17 protein-coding genes are annotated in these 16,833 nt (G+C 56.2%); 7 read left to right on the forward strand and 10 right to left on the reverse strand.

From position 1 onward, the window contains the following. Positions 1–37: 37 nt before the first annotated feature. The 4 genes from ACMTNU_RS08595 to traT (ACMTNU_RS08610) all read right to left on the reverse strand — a co-directional run bounded on the left by ACMTNU_RS08595 (position 38) and on the right by traT (ACMTNU_RS08610) (position 3,112). Positions 38–514, reverse strand: coding sequence for a cupin domain-containing protein (locus tag ACMTNU_RS08595; protein ID WP_413934821.1), 477 nt, complete (start codon positions 512–514; stop codon positions 38–40). A gap of 53 nt (positions 515–567) precedes the next feature. Further along, positions 568–1,446, reverse strand: a complete 879-nt coding sequence (locus ACMTNU_RS08600) for a hypothetical protein (protein WP_413934822.1) — start codon at positions 1,444–1,446, stop codon at positions 568–570. Positions 1,447–1,606: 160 nt separating this feature from the next. Next, positions 1,607–2,347: a complement resistance protein TraT gene (traT, locus tag ACMTNU_RS08605; protein WP_413934823.1), complete on the reverse strand. Its 741-nt coding sequence runs from the start codon at positions 2,345–2,347 to the stop codon at positions 1,607–1,609. A 66-nt stretch (positions 2,348–2,413) separates the two neighbouring features. Beyond that, the gene (gene traT / locus ACMTNU_RS08610; protein ID WP_413934824.1) at positions 2,414–3,112 is read right to left on the reverse strand and encodes a complement resistance protein TraT; all 699 of its coding nucleotides are present in this window, start codon (positions 3,110–3,112) and stop codon (positions 2,414–2,416) included. 168 nt (positions 3,113–3,280) lie between these two features. On the opposite strand from traT (ACMTNU_RS08610), the gene ACMTNU_RS08615 reads away from it, so the two are divergent. Further along, positions 3,281–5,374, forward strand: coding sequence for a hypothetical protein (locus ACMTNU_RS08615; RefSeq protein ID WP_413934825.1), 2,094 nt, complete (start codon positions 3,281–3,283; stop codon positions 5,372–5,374). Between the two features lie 113 nt (positions 5,375–5,487). Here the strand turns inward: ACMTNU_RS08615 and hpnR are convergent, their stop codons facing one another. After that, positions 5,488–7,035, reverse strand: coding sequence for a hopanoid C-3 methylase HpnR (hpnR, locus tag ACMTNU_RS08620; protein WP_413934826.1), 1,548 nt, complete (start codon positions 7,033–7,035; stop codon positions 5,488–5,490). 211 nt (positions 7,036–7,246) lie between these two features. Here hpnR and ACMTNU_RS08625 point away from each other — a divergent pair, with 211 nt between their 5' ends. From ACMTNU_RS08625 to ACMTNU_RS08635, 3 genes are all read left to right on the forward strand, one after another. Further along, entirely contained in the window at positions 7,247–7,636 is a 390-nt protein-coding gene (locus tag ACMTNU_RS08625) for a transcriptional regulator (protein WP_413934827.1), read from the forward strand. Next, entirely contained in the window at positions 7,633–7,854 is a 222-nt protein-coding gene (locus ACMTNU_RS08630) for a hypothetical protein (RefSeq protein WP_413934828.1), read from the forward strand. The genes ACMTNU_RS08625 and ACMTNU_RS08630 overlap by 4 nt, the downstream gene beginning before the upstream one ends. 187 nt (positions 7,855–8,041) lie before the next feature. Further along, entirely contained in the window at positions 8,042–8,404 is a 363-nt protein-coding gene (locus tag ACMTNU_RS08635) for a PilZ domain-containing protein (protein ID WP_413934829.1), read from the forward strand. A gap of 16 nt (positions 8,405–8,420) precedes the next feature. Here the strand turns inward: ACMTNU_RS08635 and ACMTNU_RS08640 are convergent, their stop codons facing one another. The 4 genes from ACMTNU_RS08640 to ACMTNU_RS08655 all read right to left on the reverse strand — a co-directional run bounded on the left by ACMTNU_RS08640 (position 8,421) and on the right by ACMTNU_RS08655 (position 12,870). After that, entirely contained in the window at positions 8,421–9,254 is an 834-nt protein-coding gene (locus ACMTNU_RS08640) for a DUF1295 domain-containing protein (protein ID WP_413934830.1), read from the reverse strand. A 12-nt stretch (positions 9,255–9,266) separates the two neighbouring features. Beyond that, positions 9,267–10,148, reverse strand: a complete 882-nt coding sequence (locus tag ACMTNU_RS08645; RefSeq protein ID WP_413934831.1) for an SDR family oxidoreductase — start codon at positions 10,146–10,148, stop codon at positions 9,267–9,269. A 155-nt stretch (positions 10,149–10,303) separates the two neighbouring features. Continuing rightward, complete coding sequence (ettA, locus tag ACMTNU_RS08650; protein WP_413934832.1) at positions 10,304–11,986, reverse strand: energy-dependent translational throttle protein EttA; 1,683 nt, start codon at positions 11,984–11,986, stop codon at positions 10,304–10,306. A 77-nt stretch (positions 11,987–12,063) separates the two neighbouring features. Beyond that, on the reverse strand, positions 12,064–12,870 hold the full coding sequence (locus tag ACMTNU_RS08655; protein WP_413934833.1) for a HugZ family protein: 807 nt from the start codon (positions 12,868–12,870) through the stop codon (positions 12,064–12,066). Positions 12,871–13,142: 272 nt separating this feature from the next. Here ACMTNU_RS08655 and ACMTNU_RS08660 point away from each other — a divergent pair, with 272 nt between their 5' ends. Further along, positions 13,143–14,081: a TIR domain-containing protein gene (locus ACMTNU_RS08660; RefSeq protein WP_413934834.1), complete on the forward strand. Its 939-nt coding sequence runs from the start codon at positions 13,143–13,145 to the stop codon at positions 14,079–14,081. After that, on the forward strand, positions 14,081–15,388 hold the full coding sequence (locus ACMTNU_RS08665; RefSeq protein WP_413934835.1) for a hypothetical protein: 1,308 nt from the start codon (positions 14,081–14,083) through the stop codon (positions 15,386–15,388). Before ACMTNU_RS08660 ends, ACMTNU_RS08665 begins: the two co-directional genes overlap by 1 nt. Positions 15,389–15,413: 25 nt before the next feature. Here ACMTNU_RS08665 and ACMTNU_RS08670 read toward each other — a convergent pair whose 3' ends face one another. Next, positions 15,414–15,581, reverse strand: a complete 168-nt coding sequence (locus tag ACMTNU_RS08670) for a hypothetical protein (RefSeq protein ID WP_413934836.1) — start codon at positions 15,579–15,581, stop codon at positions 15,414–15,416. A 208-nt stretch (positions 15,582–15,789) separates the two neighbouring features. On the opposite strand from ACMTNU_RS08670, the gene ACMTNU_RS08675 reads away from it, so the two are divergent. Continuing rightward, a complete protein-coding gene (locus ACMTNU_RS08675) occupies positions 15,790–16,713 on the forward strand; it encodes a VacJ family lipoprotein (protein ID WP_413934837.1) in 924 nt (307 codons plus the stop codon). The last annotated feature ends 120 nt before the right edge of the window (positions 16,714–16,833 follow it).

Raw genomic sequence — 16,833 nt, forward strand, 5'->3', positions numbered from 1 at the left:
ATACTGGCGCATGCGTCCGCTATGCCTGCGTTGCTGGTCACCCCGCAACGGTGACTCCATTGCGCTTGAGCACATCCAGCAGCTTGGGAACATCCGGTGGTCCGAGAGGAATCTCCTTGTCGATGGCCGTGAACATCTGCGCTGCTAGTGCACCCGCTCCTGTAATCTCAAGCATCTGACCACCGCCTTTCCCATAGCGAAAGCCATGCACGGTGCCTCTCGGAACATGCACGAGCGTCCCGGTAGTGCATGAGTAGTCTTTCCCGTCGCAGAGGAAGTGAATCTCGCCTTTCAGGACGTAGAACGCCTCGTCCCAATCGTGACTATGCGGCGGCGGGCCTGTTCCCTCTTCGCCCTGCTGCAAGGTGATCCCGTAGCTCTGTGTGGCTTCGTTTGACGCCAACACCGTGACCTTCGTTCCAACCACGTTCAAGGCTGGCTCACGCTGATCCGGCCTCAAGATATAGGGTTGAACACTCATGACCTCGCTGCCTCCTACAAAGATGGTGATCATGTGCCCGGCCACCTTGCGGCGCGTCGCTATGCATGCCGTTGCTAGCAATCGATTTACTCATCGGTATCAGGAAGTGTGGGAATCAACGATGCGAGTTCAACAACTTCTAGATCGGCTGGGCATTCCGGCCAATTGTGCCTCCAACATACGATGATGTCGCAACCCTCTGTTGGATGCCCATGCTCGCGGAAGTTGCGGCTCTCGAACTCAAACTCGATGCGAACACGCTGCCACTTTCCTGGAGCGATTTGACGCTTGGCTTCACAATCTGGAAAACCTGCCTGCACAGCCTCCACAAGGAATCCAAGTTCACGCGCGACCATCCCAAAGAGAAACACGACGCCGTCTTCATTGACCGGTTCGTGTCGCAAGCCCCGAAAATCGATTGGATCACCATACGTGGGCCGATCAGCAAGGCGTGGGCTGCGCGGAATTGTCGAGGGCCGTGCACTTGGGCATTGTGCCGTTTGACCAGGTGTCGGCGATAACGGTTCTGTGTTCGCAGGAAGCAGTGCCACAACGTCTGACCACTCTGGCTTTGGCAAAGCGAATGCCCGAAATGATTCTGGGATCTTGGACCACGGCCCGAAATTTCGATCGAATACCCCCGGACTAAAGCTACCTTCGAGCTTATATTCGTTGCGCGTAGGTATGCGCCCCTTACTCCGAGTGATTTGGCCCCAGTCGTCCATAAGATCGTCAGGCGGAATTCTTTGATTGTATGGATCTACGCTGATACCAGCAGCAGCGAGCGCGTCAGACCATTTCGGAAAATGACGGAACAGATCAGCTAGCTTCAGACCTGACGCCTTGAGAAAATTCTGACGCGTCAACCGTGTGCTACCGTTGGACCCCGCAGCTTTACGAATGGCGTTTAGCAGAGTTTCCTTCTCGTCAGTAGTCATTGCGACACCAGTTCTTTTGACGGCCAACTATGTTTAGGCCGATCCGCATAAGAGTCGGATCTGCCCATCGCTACCCGTGTAACACGCAATACGTGTTGGCGGGCGATACGCCAACCGGTATCGATTCAACAACCTGTTGCTGAGACTCGTGGCCGAGGGATTATTAACACGTTTCTATTCGACGGAGCTAAAATAGTCCGGCGATGCCGGTGGCGATTTTCTCTTGGACGATCGGGGTGGCTTCGGGAATGTCTATACTTTTTTGCCGCACATGGCCGACCATTCTCATCTGTTGCACCTTCTCACCGCCTGACGACTGGCCACCGGTCGGTCGACCGATTGATTTGCCGATCTTTCGGTCCGTGATTTGGACGTCTGCCACGCAGAGATAGATCACGCCATCTTCCTTGGGTGGTGGCTGCATGCCCGGAAACCCGGCCATACCGCCGAATCCTCCTCGTCCACCGCTCATCGCCATGGCCTGCCTCATCATGGCACCCATGTTCGGCATCCCCGCCATGCCCATGCCAGACTCATCCCCTCGAGCGCTCATCATTGAGGTGCCGCCGCTGCTGATACCGGCACCGGGGCCGGCTTCGGCCACCGCCTCCGGCGTCACCGCATCAGCTGCCTTGTGGCAATAGATGACCTTGGCCTGGATCCAGTAATTTGCCTGCTCCGGATCCTGAACGACTTGATACCCCTTTGTCGTCAGCTTGTTGCTCACCTCGTTCAACGTCACCAGCTGGTTTTCAGACGTGTTTCGAAGTTGGGTATAGACAGTCCTGGTGGTATTAGGATCGAGGAAGATCGTGTTGCTGTTCATGAGGCCGGAACGGATCACGTTGGAACAACCGGTGACCAGGCCGCATATGAAAAACAATAAGAGCGGCCTCGTGAAGCGTGAGGCGTGAAGCGTGAAACGCATGGTCACTAGCCCTTCATGTGATGTCTCATCCACCTAGATACGCTTCACGGTCGACGCTTCACCGTATTAAAAGTTTCCCGCCACAGCAGCGCTCAGTTTCTGTTGCAGCAGCGGTGTTGCTTCAGCCTCATCCAATTTCTTTTGGTGCACATCGGCAGCCAGCCTGGTCTGATAGACACCGGCCTCCTGTCCCGAACCCGTCTTCATTCCGCTGGGCAGCTGCCCGGTCGCCTGTTCGGTGATCTGGACATCCGCCACGCAGGCATAGTTCACGTCGTCCGGCATTTTGGGAGCCGATGAGGACGAACTAAACAGATCTCCGATACCTTGGATCGCACTCAAGCCCATCGACGCCGCTGCGCCACCCATCGCCCCATAGGGCCCCGCCATGCTGGCCATGCTGGTCAATCCCTGCATAGCGCCCAGCGCGGAGTTGAACGCAGACCCGTATCCGCTCGCCACCATGGCCTCGACCGGCATCTCCGGCTTCGTGCTGTTGCAATAGACGATGTTTGCTAGGACGACGTAGTGCGCGCGATCCGGATCGTTGACGACTTGATACCCCTTTGCGCTTATCCTGGCACTCAGATCGTGAAACGAGACCTCTTGGTTATCAGAGGAATTCCGAGCCTGGATAAAGACTGTTTTCTCTGTGCTGGGCGGCAGAAAGAAGTTGTTACTGGAGATGAGATCCGTGTCTTTGATATTACCGGCGTAGGCCGTGAGCGGAAAGAGGAAGAGAAGGGAAAGTCCCAGGTATCGCATCGACACCTCACGACAAAACCAACGGGATTGTACGCAGTGTCAGGTTGAATAGCAACGCCAGGCAGTCTTGAAAATAGAAGGTATTCCCCAATCCTGCTTGAAGAACCCAAGCGCCTGGGCTAGCATGGCAGCCATTCCAGTCGTTGGTCCCTCACCAGGAGACCGCGAATGCCAGCCAACCCTCTTCTGTTGCTCCTTGGCACGATCCTTTTAGCCGGTTGCGGCGGCGACAAACATCTGCCGTCGTCGAATCCACCGGAGTATGATCCCAAGAAAGCCTATACGACGCCGGCTGTGCTACCCAGTGGGCCAGCTACGTCGGTTGCGAAACCGGTAGAACCAGGCCCCCCGCCAATTCAGTTGCCTCCGCTCGAACCAGGACCGAATGAAAAGGGCGAATGGAAGAAGGTACCGGTTAGTCCGCAGTCGCTGCAGTTATTCAACAACGTCAAAAGCCCGTGCGATGCCTTGACGAAAATCGTCCAAGGCCTTGGCAGTGCACAGCTGTTTACCGGAAAGGAAGGAGAGTCGTTCAATCAATTGCTTGGCCCACAGGCCGAGTCGGTTGCGCGATCCTTAGATCAGCAACTATTTGACAATTTCAAGGCACAACTCGGTCCGACCGTCGCCGATTGCCCCTCACCAGCAACCGGGCGGAAGAGTAGCCTTGGCGAGCCTCTTCGCGCACCTCGCCGCATCTTAACTACAGGGCCATCCAACAGCTCGTTTCAACTTGCGCAAGCCACGCCGTCAGGAGGTGAACGGGAGGGGTATACCGTCACGAAGGGCTCAGTGAACATCCCCATCCCTCCCGATACAGTTGGCAGGAAGTCACGGGAATGGAGAGTTGAGGAGGGAAACTCACCCGGTACAGCCGGTGATCGCAAAGCCTTCTCGCTCATCAATGGCGGCTATGCCAAGAAATGTCCTTCACCCGATTCAGGTGAGGAGGGAGCCTATGCCGTCGAGGGGGACTATGAATTTACGCTCGTAGTGGACCAGACGACTAACTATTCCAATGGCGTGCGAACGGAGTACAACGCCCGGAGTATTCACGCTACGTTGAAGGGCCGCGTCGGCGATGATGCCATGCTGCAATACGTCGATCTTGATGCGATATTGGTGATCGGGCGGGGAGGGACGAATACGCCGACTAGGTTCGCGCATCAGCGGCAGCATGTCCAATTCATGCCCGATCGACGGATGGGAGGCATGCCATCTAGGTTCTCTAATTGGTCGGTTTCCGAATGGGACTCTGCCTTGGCTAACACAGCCACCGGTGACGCCATGAGCATGTTGACGCTGGCCGTGGCATTGTTTTCTGGTCCTATATACTTGGATGCCGAACTCCAATGGACGACACCCAACACTTGCGTGGAGATCCTATTCAACCCCGCCACAAAGACAAAGAAGCTCGGGCCGAACGAGTCGGTCGCAGTGAAGACAGAATTACGCACCAAGAAGGAGCAAGCGCTTGTATCCGCAAAGTTTAAAGAGGCAAAAGAACGGCCAACGGAGGGCAATGGCCGTGTATCACCGAGGGAGGATCAGTCGCAGCCAAACAAGCCGGTGACGTTTACCTATCAAGCCCCGACAACACGCGTGAAGCATAGCGGATTTACTGTCGGCGCGGTTTCGCGAGCAGGCGTGGCGGCAGCGAAGGATAGGGAATGGGAAGTCGTGATGGATGCGGCGTATGTCCTGGAGTTTCAATCAAGGATCATCTCACGTGAGCCCACGGAACCGGTCGAGTCCGTCGCAGCCGCAAAGATCACTCTGACGTCGGTCGAGGGAAAAGAAGACTGGTATCGCGGGAGCGGCATGCTGGGCTATCAGACCGGTCCACCGCCAAACAGAGACCCCTGCTCGAATCTCGTCATGGGCCATGGCACGACACGGCTTGATGTGGCTGGAATATCCATCAAGCTCTCCGAAGGCACCGACAGCGCCAGCCACCAGACCGGTTCCGCCGACATTGAGTTGCACTACCTAATTCATCCGACGAACGAGACCATACGACCTTGGGCCATGGTGCAGCACCGATGTGTCCCTCGCGAACCAGAGCCGTACCCGTTCTTTTACCCGATGTACGCCGTCGCTCGCGGCGCGGACGAGGTCAATCGACTCACGGGCTGGACCTACGTCGGCCAGAACGGCGTGGTAGCGAAGAAAGTGCTCAGAGGGAATTGCGGCGACCACTGTGAGGACCAGACCGTCTTTACTCTAAGAGAAGCGGATGATCAAAACTCCCCACCCAAATAACAGTTGTCTGAGGTGTCCTGCTTACTCCGGGCACGTGATGAATTTCGGCGAGTCCTGCGCCTAATTTCAACACTTCACAGTCCACCCTCAACCACCCACCTGGTCTAGAGGTGTCAGACGGCCGTGGTGCCCATGCGAGTCTCGTCGACGAAGGTTTCCGTTGCATCGTCGATGTTCCGGCCCTGGCGGCCTTTGGCTGGTAGGATGTACAGCTGTTTCGCATCGACCTTTTCTTTGTGCTCCGGTGGCGGGGTCATCTCGTAGACCACCGGTCGGCGGTGATCCGCCAATTGCAGCTCGGGATTGTAGACGCTGTTGAACTTCCATAGCATCTTGATGAAATTCGTCTGTCCTCGCATCAAATGCCCGGCCGCAATCTTCGCCGTCCCTTTCAGCGCGGCCCAACCCAGGTGCTTCTTGTTCAAGACCTGTTGTGTCTTGACCAGCTCCGCATAAAATTCCGGCAGCGGCATTTTGGTCGGCATGACGGCATGCTGAATGTCGAACAGGCGGTAATCCCGGGTGTGCATCTTGCGAGATTCCGTCACCCAGCTCTCGGTACCGGGATACGGCGTATTGACGCTGATGTTTACAATCTCCGGAATGTCCAGGCACCATTGCCGCACGACTTCGAACCGTTCCCGATCCCAGTCAGGGTCTGCGATCAAATTGATGGCCACGGTAATGCCAAGGGAGCGGGCGAATTCAAGCGCCTCGAAGTTCCGCCCCAATGAAATACGTTTCCGGTGCATCTTAAGGCCTTCAGCATCGATGGCCTCGACGCCCAAGAACATGTACTGCAGTCCGAGCGTTTTCCAGAATTGGAAGACTTCCTTATTGCGCAGGAGCACGTCACCCCGTGTTTCCATGTAGTACTGTTTCTTGATGCCGCGCCGCGCGACCGCTTCACCGATCTCCATGCCCTGCTTGCCTTGAATGAAGGCGACGTCGTCGACCAGGAAGATACCTGGCTCTTGCACCTGCTCCAATTCCTCGACCGCTTTCTCCGGACTGACCATGCGATAACTGCGGCCATAGAACGTCCAGGCGCTGCAGAAGGAACAATCCCAGGGACAGCCTCGCGCAAATTCGACGGAGGCGCAGGGATCCAGGACACCGATGAAGTACTTATGCCGGTTTCGCAACAAGTCGCGTGCCGGACGGACGTTGTCGAGATTCTCGATAAATTGTGCCGGTGGTCCTTCTCCGTCGAGCGTGACAACGCCGGGAACCTTTGTAATGGCCTTGCGGTCTTGCTCCACTGCTTCTAACAGCTTAGGAGCGGCGACTTCGCCTTCGCCCTTGAGGACACAATCAATGGCCCCATTCCCATGCTCCAAGAAATCCTTGGCCACGAAGGACGCGCTATGTCCCCCGACAAAGACGAAGGCCTGCGGCAACTCCTTCTTCGTCAATTTCGCAAGATCCACGACCTCAGGAACATTGGCCAAATAGTTACAGCCAAATGCGACTGCGTCGGGTTTCCAGGAGCGGATCAGCGCCTCGTAGTCTTTCCAGGTGTCTGCCTGCAAATCGATCAGCCGAACATCGTGCCCCGCCTGGCGGCACGCTTGAGCTACCATCTCGAGGCCGAGCGGCTCCAGGCGCAGATAGATCTTGGTGTACATGAGCGGACCGGGATGAACTGCGAGGAACTTCATGAGCCCAAACCTCCTCGTCTATAATGCGCTGGGCCGGAAGCGATTGCTGAAGAATGCGAATGACTTGTCCGGCCCATCGAGTTAATCGTGATGTGATAATCAGTGCGGGGTCGGATTTTGACAGAATACCTGCGGCGGTGCAACCGTTAAGTGCTTCAGACTTAAGAGGATTCGCGACTCGTTCGGTCTAGGGAATCTGGATTTTCCCGATTTGAATGCCTACCATATCTCCATGCTGTCTCCCGAACAGACCACACGCCAACGCATCATCGAACTCCTGAGCGGCGCTCCAATGACGAGCTATCAACTCGCTCGAGCCCTGGGCATTCCTGAACGGCTGGTAGAGGAACACCTGGCTCATGTGGTAAAAACGGTGAGTCGAGACCGGTCACGCCGATTTCTGCGTGAACCGTCAAGTTGCCTGGACTGTGGATTCATGTTTCGCGACCGTACACGTTTGACACGACCAAGCCGTTGCCCGCACTGCCGAAGTGAAGGGATTACTCCCCCACGCTACCATATTGAATCACTCGCGTCTGGCACGACACTTGACAGCCCGATGGCGTCACGCCGGATCGATAGTGGGAAAGGATATGTATGAAGACAGCACGCCTCGTACTCTGTGCCCTCTGCATCACCGTGCTATTCGGCTGCTCCGACAAGGCAAAAGAGCTGCTGGAGACCGCCGCGTTCGAAGAAAGCCAAAGCAATTTTCCGCACGCACTGGAGATCTACCAGGAACTGGCTCGGGCCTATCCTGAAAGTAAAGAAGGGGAAATCGCACGTGCCCGGATCGCCGACCTAAAATCTAGACAATAGCCGTCGTCCTCCCGAAGCAGGGGCTTGACGTCAGCTTTCCGTACAGAGCGCGCCGCGTTGCCCGGGTATACCCTACCTTTACCCCCTCTATCCCCCTCTTTCGTTGCATAGCCTGTTTCGTCTCATCCTCTAAGTTTGTCAGAGGGCGCGGGTGGCACATGACCGAACCAAGACAGGAGGGGGAAACATGAAGACCTACACGGTTCGCAAGACATTACGGACTTCCGCTCGGTGCCAGCTCTGCTACTTTTGTAATGGTTCTCTCACGACCGGGATCGTGTGGGATCTGTCGGAAGTAGGTTGGCGCGCGGCTGGAGAACGTCCGGTTCACCCTGGGACCGAATCGACCGTCTACATGACCGTTCTTGAGGGAGGCCAACCGCACAACATATTGATTGATGCCGCCGTGGTCCGCTGGGCTGATGGTCAAATTGCAGGTTGGGAAATCCTCCGGATGGATGAAGCAAACCGAACCCGGTTGGCCCAGTTCGTTGAAAAGCTTAGATCCGCTAACCCAACAGAGACGCTGCTCACCGGCTCACGCACATGACTCAGCCCTCCTCCCTTTAGGACTGAGTCGCCCTATCAGGTGTTGCGCGAGGGAACCAAGGGAAAAAGGCATTGGTCGTCGCCTGATAGGCTTTATACTCTTCTCCACGAGTGGAGAGGGCTTCCCGTTCCGCTCGTGGAATCCCGGTGACTCTGAACAATAACCACCCCATACCGATGGGGCCCACCCAGGTAAACAACCAGCCGGGAGCCCCCAAAGTCATCACCACATACGAACACCAGTGCAGCCAGTCAAAGAAGTAATTTGGATGCCGTGAATAACGCCAGAGTCCCTCCCGCAAGACACGCCCCTGGTTCCGCGGATCGGCCCGGAAGTAGGCAAGCTGCCGATCAGCCTTTGCTTCCCAAGACACAGCGAGCCCCCAGATCAGCAGCCCGAGCATTTCCACAACCGATGACGGAACCCGTGGGTTCCAAAGCACCACGAGAAATGGAAAGGAAAACACCGCCACGGACACGGCTTTCCATTGGAAATAGACGAACATGTTGACCGACTCGGAATCACCCCATTCCTTCCGCAAACGCCGATAGCGATTATCCTCCGGTTGCCCGTCTAGGCGTTGCGAATAAATGTGGTGCCCCAGCCGACCGGCATACATCAGCACGAGCATCGCCGTCAGCATGATCCGCTCAATTCCAGCAGGGGCTTGCGTGATGTACAGGAACACCGAGGCAATCAGCCCCACACACCACCCGACATCCCCAATAGCAGCATTTTTGGTCTTCCGTTGCACCAGCCACAAGATCACCATCAGGATTGCGACTGCGATATAGGCGATCACGACCAGCGACAGCGGATCCGCTTCATCCATCCCATCTTGCATTCCCATTGTTCCTACCCTCTATGCCAATGTTGATTCATAATCCCACAGGTCGCCCTCTTTCTGCATCCGGCCCCGTACCCACTCACGGAATCCTGGGATGGGAAACGACAAGAGCGACTGGAGCTTGTCGCAGTTCAAGGAAAGATCTCGCGGTCGCGGGGCTCCTGTATGACCTGCGGCAGACCCTTCAGTAAGATGCCCCCGCAGCTCCGGATAGGGGGCCAACAGCACCTGCCCAATCTCCCACCGAGAGAGTCGATCCCGACCGCCCAAGTGATAGAGACCCGATGCCCCCTGCTTCACCAATTCCCAAGTCGCTCGTGCGATCACCCCTGCCGGCAAGGGGCAGCGATACTCATCGCGATAGAGCGTCATCTGGTGACCACTCTTCGCAGTGCGACTCATATCCTCGACAAAACTCCTGTCACCATTCACAGAGGCGCCCGCTGTCAGCACAATGCGCAGCACCGTAAGCCCTGGATTCTGCAACACTCGGTGTTCAGCTTCAAGCTTGGTTTGGCCATAGACATTGATCGGGTTGGCGTGATCCGTCTCTCGATACCACCCACCCTGCCCATCAAAGACTTCACCGCTCGACAGGAAGACAAAGGGGATCTCCTTGGAGCAGCCGGCCAGATAGGCCGTGGCTTCGACATTGATACGTCGAGCCTGCTGCGGGTCGCGCTCGCAATCCTTCGTCCGGCTCAAAGCCGCACAGTGTATGACCGCGCTCGGCTTAAGCGATCGCCAGGCCTGCTCGACAGCCCGCTGGTCCGTCAGATCCAGATCAGCCCGACTCAGGCCATGAACCTCCCAATCAGGCGCCCATCGAGAAGCGTTCTTGATAATGTACTGCCCGATTAATCCCGCTGCCCCGGTGATGATGGCAAGTGGCTTCATCTCAGGCCAACCCGTATCCCGGTGTCTTCATGAAGGATGGTCGACAACACTGTTCGGCAAATCCCCAGCGAGCAAAGGGGCCGGGCACGAGTGTCCGGTGGGTTGAGCCACAGAGCATCGAGATACATGAAGCTGATGCGATTTTTCACCGCCAGCTATTGACGCGTCAATTTCCGATATCGAATCCGATGCGGCTGGTCAGCCTCCTTACCCAAACGTCTCTTCCGATCGGCTTCATACTCACTGTAATTCCCCTCGAACCAGACCACCTTACTGTCGCCTTCGAATGCGAGAATATGGGTGGCGAGACGGTCGAGAAACCACCGGTCGTGACTGCTGATCACCGCGCAGCCGGCGAAACTTTCGAGACCTTCCTCAAGTGCTCGCAGCGTATTCACATCGAGATCGTTCGTGGGCTCATCAAGGATGATCAAATTTGCCCCCTCCTTCAACATACGCGCCAAATGCACGCGATTGCGCTCTCCGCCAGAGAGATCTTTGACTTTTTTCTGTTGATCTGTCCCAGCGAAGTTGAAACGGGCACAGTAGCCGCGAGCGTTGACTTCAGTTTTGCCGAGCTTGACGGTGTCCTGCCCATCCGAAATGATTTCATACACCGTTTTGTTCCCGTCCAGGCTTCGATCCTGATCCACATATCCCAGCTTGACCGTCTCACCGATCTTGATCGTGCCGGCATCCGGCTTCTCTTTGCCAATAATCATCTTGAACATGGTCGTCTTTCCTGCACCATTGGGACCGACCACACCGACGATCCCGCCTTTCGGCAGGCTGAAATTGACCTTCTCATAGAGCACATTGTCCCCGAAAGCTTTACTGATCCCGGTGGCTTCGATGACTACATCACCGAGACGCGGTCCCGGGGGGATATAGATCTCCAGATCTTCCGCCACCTGCTCCTGCTTTTGATTGACGAGTTCTTCGTAGCGGTTCAGACGCGCCTTACCTTTGGATTGCCGCGCCTTCGGCGACATGCGGATCCACTCCAACTCATGTTCCAGCGTTTTCTTCCGCTTCGATTCCGCCTTTTCCTCTTTCTCCAGTCGGTCTTTCTTCTGCTCCAACCAGGAACTGTAATTACCTTGGAAGGGAATCCCATGACCTCGGTCCAGTTCCAAAATCCAGCCGGCGACGTTGTCCAGAAAGTACCGATCGTGCGTCACCGCGATGACTGTCCCCTTATACTGTTGAAGATGCTGTTCGAGCCATTGCACTGATTCCGCATCGAGGTGGTTCGTCGGCTCGTCGAGTAACAGAATGTCCGGCTCTTGGATCATCAAGCGACAGAGTGCGACTCGACGCTTTTCTCCGCCGGACAAGGTCCCCACTTTCTGGTCGGCAGGCGGACAGCGCAATGCATCCATCGCGATATCGAGCTGATTCTCGAGCTCCCAGCCATTCGCCGCTTCGATCTTCTCTTGCAGCTGCGCCTGCTTGTCGAGCAGCTTTTCCATTTCATCCGGGCCGACCTCGCCGATCTTGTTGCTGACGGCTTCGTATTCATGGATCAGCGCCACTAACTCCGCCTTACCCTCTTCGACGACTTCTTTGACCGTCTTGTTGGGATCGAGCTGCGGTTCCTGTTCCAGCAGACCGACGCTGTAGCCTTTGGATCTCGTGATCTCGCCTGTGTAATTTGGATCCACACCGGCAATGATCTTCAACAGCGAACTCTTGCCCGAACCGTTCAAGCCCAGCACTCCGATCTTCGCCCCGTAGTAGAAACCGAGGTAGATCTCCCGCAACACCTGTCTCTTGGGCGGATAGACCTTCCCGACATTGACGAGTGAAAAAATAACCTGCTTATCATTCGTGGCCATATAGTCCCCTACTTTAGCTGGTAATGTGCTGCCTAATTAAAAAAACGATCCCTTCCAGGAATTGGTGCACCCGCCGCCTACAGCGAATGCAGGACTTGGAGCCCGGCGCTCGCCTGAGCGGCCAAGCCGGCCAAGCTGTCTCTGACTTCTGATTCGTTACGCACAGGGGTGGGAAACGCCACACGCCCGCCCTGTATCCGGCCAGGAATAGTGAGCCGAAGATGAAACCCCAGCCGATCCAGTGCGGTCACCGTCGCCTGCTGCACCTCCGTATCGCCTAACGTGCGGGCCAGTCGCAACAACGTCTCCGATTGCTCCGTATTGAGTTCGTGGATCAGATCGAGGGATGCAGTTGCAAGCGGGTCCACAGCCGCCGCGACATAGTCAGCCGGTGTCACCCAGCCCATCGACCCAAACCCACCGACAAAGTAAATCTCCGCGATGGCCATGCGGAAGAAACCGAAATCCTGATAGTCCACCCAGTAAGAGGCGTTGGCATGGCGGTCCAGGTAACGGGCGCGAATCTCAGCGTTCTCCTCTTTCGGCACCTTGGTCACGGAGCCCATCACCGTGACCCTGGCTGCCCCAAGTGGATCAACCCTGCTCTCCGGTGGCGTCACCAGTAAACTGGCACGTGGATCGCCCAGGAGGTTTTGCGTATGCATCGCCATCGTGCTGATCAGAAAGACCGGATGTCCTTCGGCATCCAACCCATAGGGCATCACCGACCCAAAGGGCCACCCTGGCTGTTTGCGCGAGAGGGTTGAAAGACTCCCTGTCTGCTGCAAGTACACCAGCGTCTTGGCCCGCTCGGCATGGGAGGGTTCAGGAACCTCAGGACCGTCTGACTCAGGCCCGCTGTTATGTTGCCGTGATGAGGACATGCAATGATCGCTTTCCGGTACTCGTTGAGTTGAGGGACACATTACTCGGATCTGTTGAACATTTCCACTGAGGGCGCAGTCGGGGCAGGGAAGCGTATGAGATAGAGGCTACGGTGCTCAGATGCAGACACCGTCGGCGGCGAGAGTCTGGACCCGATCGAGCCGGGCTCGGTCAACACCTCAGTCTATCCAGCAAGACCCCACTGCCTTGAGCGGTACTCCTCTTTGCGTTATGGTACTCTGCGTTTTCATACGTAGGAGGCCTCCGTCGGATGCCCGGCGTCTTTCTCAGCTACTCACGAGCAGACCTGCCGTTGATCGAACAACTTGCGGCCCGCCTTCGAGCGTCGTTGCCGGAGATTTCGATCTGGCGTGACCAAGAGAAGATCTACGGAGGGCAGCAATGGCCTAAAGTCTTGGGCGAAGCGATTGCCGATCAGGAGGTCTTTCTTCTCGCCTGGTCAAAGAACTCGGCGATCTCGCATTTCGTTGAGCTGGAATGGAATACCGCCATCGCGCTCAAAAAGACCATCATCCCTTGCCTGCTTGACGACACCCCCCTCGCTGTAGCGCTCAGAGCATTTCATGGGTATTCAGTGCAGGATGTCGCGGGGCTAACCACTTGTCTATCAGCTGCGCCGCCGGCTGACCAGAGCAGACGAATACCCGTCCTGGGCAAGTTGCATGACATCACAGCGCTAGAAGAGACTGCCGTGCTGGCACAGGCCAAGGCCGTCTTCGCCCAACAACAATGGACGGTCCAAGGAAACATCTACCAGGCCGGTGGCGATATCCACATCCACAATGCACCCTCGACAGCGACGATGCCGGAGAAGGCCAAACCGCTTGTCGAGCGATGGCAGGCCTGGGCAGGTCTCGCTGTGGCTGTTCTCACGGCGGTGACGCTCCTCCTGGATCTGCCGGCAAAGTGGGGTGGAGCGCCTCCATCAGCCGTGCCGTTGGAGCAGCCGCTTGCAGGAACGGTGTTGGACGAAGGAACCGGGGAGCCCCTGCCAGATGTCGTCATCTCCCTTCCGGATTTCGACATGAAACGAACGTCGGAAGGGGATGGGTCCTTCCGTTTTCGCGTAACCAGCCAAAGACAAGCCTCGATTAAATTTACGGCTCAAAAGAGTGGATACAAGAGTTACTCAAACTACGCCACCTTGGGAAACACGGATCTGCGTTTCCCAATGGAGAAGGGGGAATAATGCGCACACGAACCTCCCTGATTGTGTTCGTCCTGATGCTCCCGATGTCGGTCGGATTCGTACATGCCGAGAACTGGTTGCAGGGCCAAGTCCTGGAGCAACATGGAGGCACGAAACGGCCGGCAACCGGCGCACAGGTCTGGATCGTGAACATCGGCAATCCTTACCTGACGCAAGCGGATGGAGGCTATCGTGTGCTGGTACCCGATGCCATTCGAATCGGTCAAACCATCGCGCTGTACGTCAAGCGTAAGGGTTGGGCGATTGCCACACCCCTGGCCGGCAAAGTGCAGCTCTCTCCGGAACTCACAAGCGACATTATCCTCGCCCCCGAGGCCTCTCCCATATTTCTCTCCTCGGCACAATTCGATACATTCCTGGAAAGTCTGCCGGAAAAGCTCAGGAAACAGGTCACACTCACCGGCAAGGATGGTGCCGTCGACCCAATGCAGGCGGTGAAGGAGTATGCGGCTACCCACGGACTTCCGGCACAAGAGGTCAGAGCCAAGGTCGAAGAGTTGGTCAAGCAGTACGAACAGTCCGATGACCGAGGGAAGCAGTGCCTCGCCGCCATCTATAACAAGCACCTCAAACAGGCCGCCACGTGCCGTCAGCAGAACACCATCAATAAGCTGGACCTGCTCAAACGGAAAAGTGACGAGATTGAAGCCTTGTCCCGAACGATCCGGAAAACCGAGAGCCCGAATGAACCCTCTGTCGCAGGAAGATTCATGACGACGCTCCGAGTACCGGCTGAACCCACGCCCATGCCCTGGGCCGGGTCACGACACGACCGACCGGGATTCTTGCTGGTCAGTGGCCACATGGTTACGATCGCCGATTCCGCTCAATTGGACGAGGCCAAACGCGAACTGATCCAACTCACGGAAGATGTCGTGGAGGATTTCCGTCTCGCGGGACATGCCTATTACGCAAATTATGAATTTGATCAGGCGTTGGCCGCCTATCAGGAAGGCCTGCGATACGTGTCAAAGCAAGCGATGCCGACCCTTTGGGCAACGCTGATGATCGATATCGGAAACACGCAGCGATACATCGCGGTTCGGTCAGAGGAGGAGGGCCTTCATCAACACTTCCGCGCCGCAGCCGTGGCCTTACGAGACGCCTGTACCGTATACTCGAAAAAGGATTTCCCGGAGTTGTGGGCCAAGATCCAGAACAACTTGGGAAATGCGCTCCAGGAAGACGGTGAGCGCACCAACGGGCCGGAGGGCGCGAAGCTCCTCCGCGAGGCCGACGAAGCCTATCGTAAGGCCAAATCAGTCCCTACAAGTCAGACGCCGTAAGAACCAGCGAGATGGCTGGATGTGGCTAAATCCCCAGTTCTTCCGATAGCCGCACTTCGGATTCATCGACGATCTCTTCCAGGCAGGTGAAGCAGGAGAATGGAAAGCGATCGACGGAGATCGCGCAGACTTCTCCGACTGGCGACTCTTCCAGGGCAGGGCCGCCGCACTCCTTATGAATGAGCACGAGCATCAGATTTCTCCTATCACCAGTACACTCACTCGATCAACACGATCACAGTCCTCTCCCCTCATCATAAGCGACTTCCCACCTTGCACGATAGTGATATAGGAGAAGACCAACAGAAATTTATGATTGGCGGGGGACGCCGCTTTTGATACAGTGCGGCGCCATATTGAGGGTATCAGTTTGTTCAGTTTTTAGGAGGATGAGTAGGAGAATGAAACCACTGGCCGAGTGTGGACTGTCCCAACTATTACTGGATACAAAAAGATTTGCGCTTGCCATAGTGCTGATGCTGGCTTCTGGTTGTGCGGTAGCCAAAGGATCCCCTGCTCCTTTGATCGCCACCCCCGGACAGAATGCCCAACCCATTCTGCTTGCTGATGCATCTGTCCAAACGCCGCCATCTGTCGCTAGCAGCGATGCTGCTCAGGATGAGCCGTTCGATCCCTTCGCCAAACCGGATACGGAAGGGATGGAAGAGTATGATCCTTGGGAGCCGCTCAATACGAAGTTCTTCGAATTCAACCGACAGCTTGATCGATGGATACTGAAACCCGTCGCCAAAGGCTACAACGCCGTCGTGCCGAACATCGTCCAAGTCGGGGTCAGTAACGTGTTCTACAATAGTCGGGTGACACCGCGATTGCTGAACAACCTGTTTCAGGGAAAGTTCAAGGGTGCAGGGATCGAGGCGGGACGGTTTCTCATTAATACCACTGTTGGGATTGGTGGATTTTTCGACGTAGCCCAACGATTCAACCTGACCACACCGGAAGAGGACACGGGACAGACCCTAGGATTTTATGGGGTCAAACCTGGCCCCTACCTGATGGTGCCGCTGCTCGGGCCCTATACAGTTCGAGATCTGATTGGGTATGGCGGGGATATCGTACTGAATCCGATTTATTGGCTCATCGTCCCCACCATGCATAATATCGAGTCCATTCCAACCGTGGTTGATGTCGAGGAACGAGCAGCCACCTATGCCATTTCGATTGGGGCACGTGCGGTGGAGATCGTCAATGACCGTTCTCTGAATTTAGAGAAGTTTCAGGGTGTTGAAGAGTCTACCCTGGATCTCTACGCCGCGGTCAGGAATGCCTACCTGCAGAAGCGAGCAAAAGCTATCCGTGAATAGTGTGGGGGTGCCGGTGGCTTCCAAATAACTTGCGGTTCTGGATGATCCCAACGAGCGGCTTCTTCTAGGGCCTGTTAACATTACCGTAAGCCATCCACGATGAATGCGAACGTGATGAAC

This window comes from Nitrospira sp. BLG_1 (assembly GCF_047338595.1).
In the GTDB taxonomy this organism is placed as follows: domain Bacteria; phylum Nitrospirota; class Nitrospiria; order Nitrospirales; family Nitrospiraceae; genus Nitrospira_D.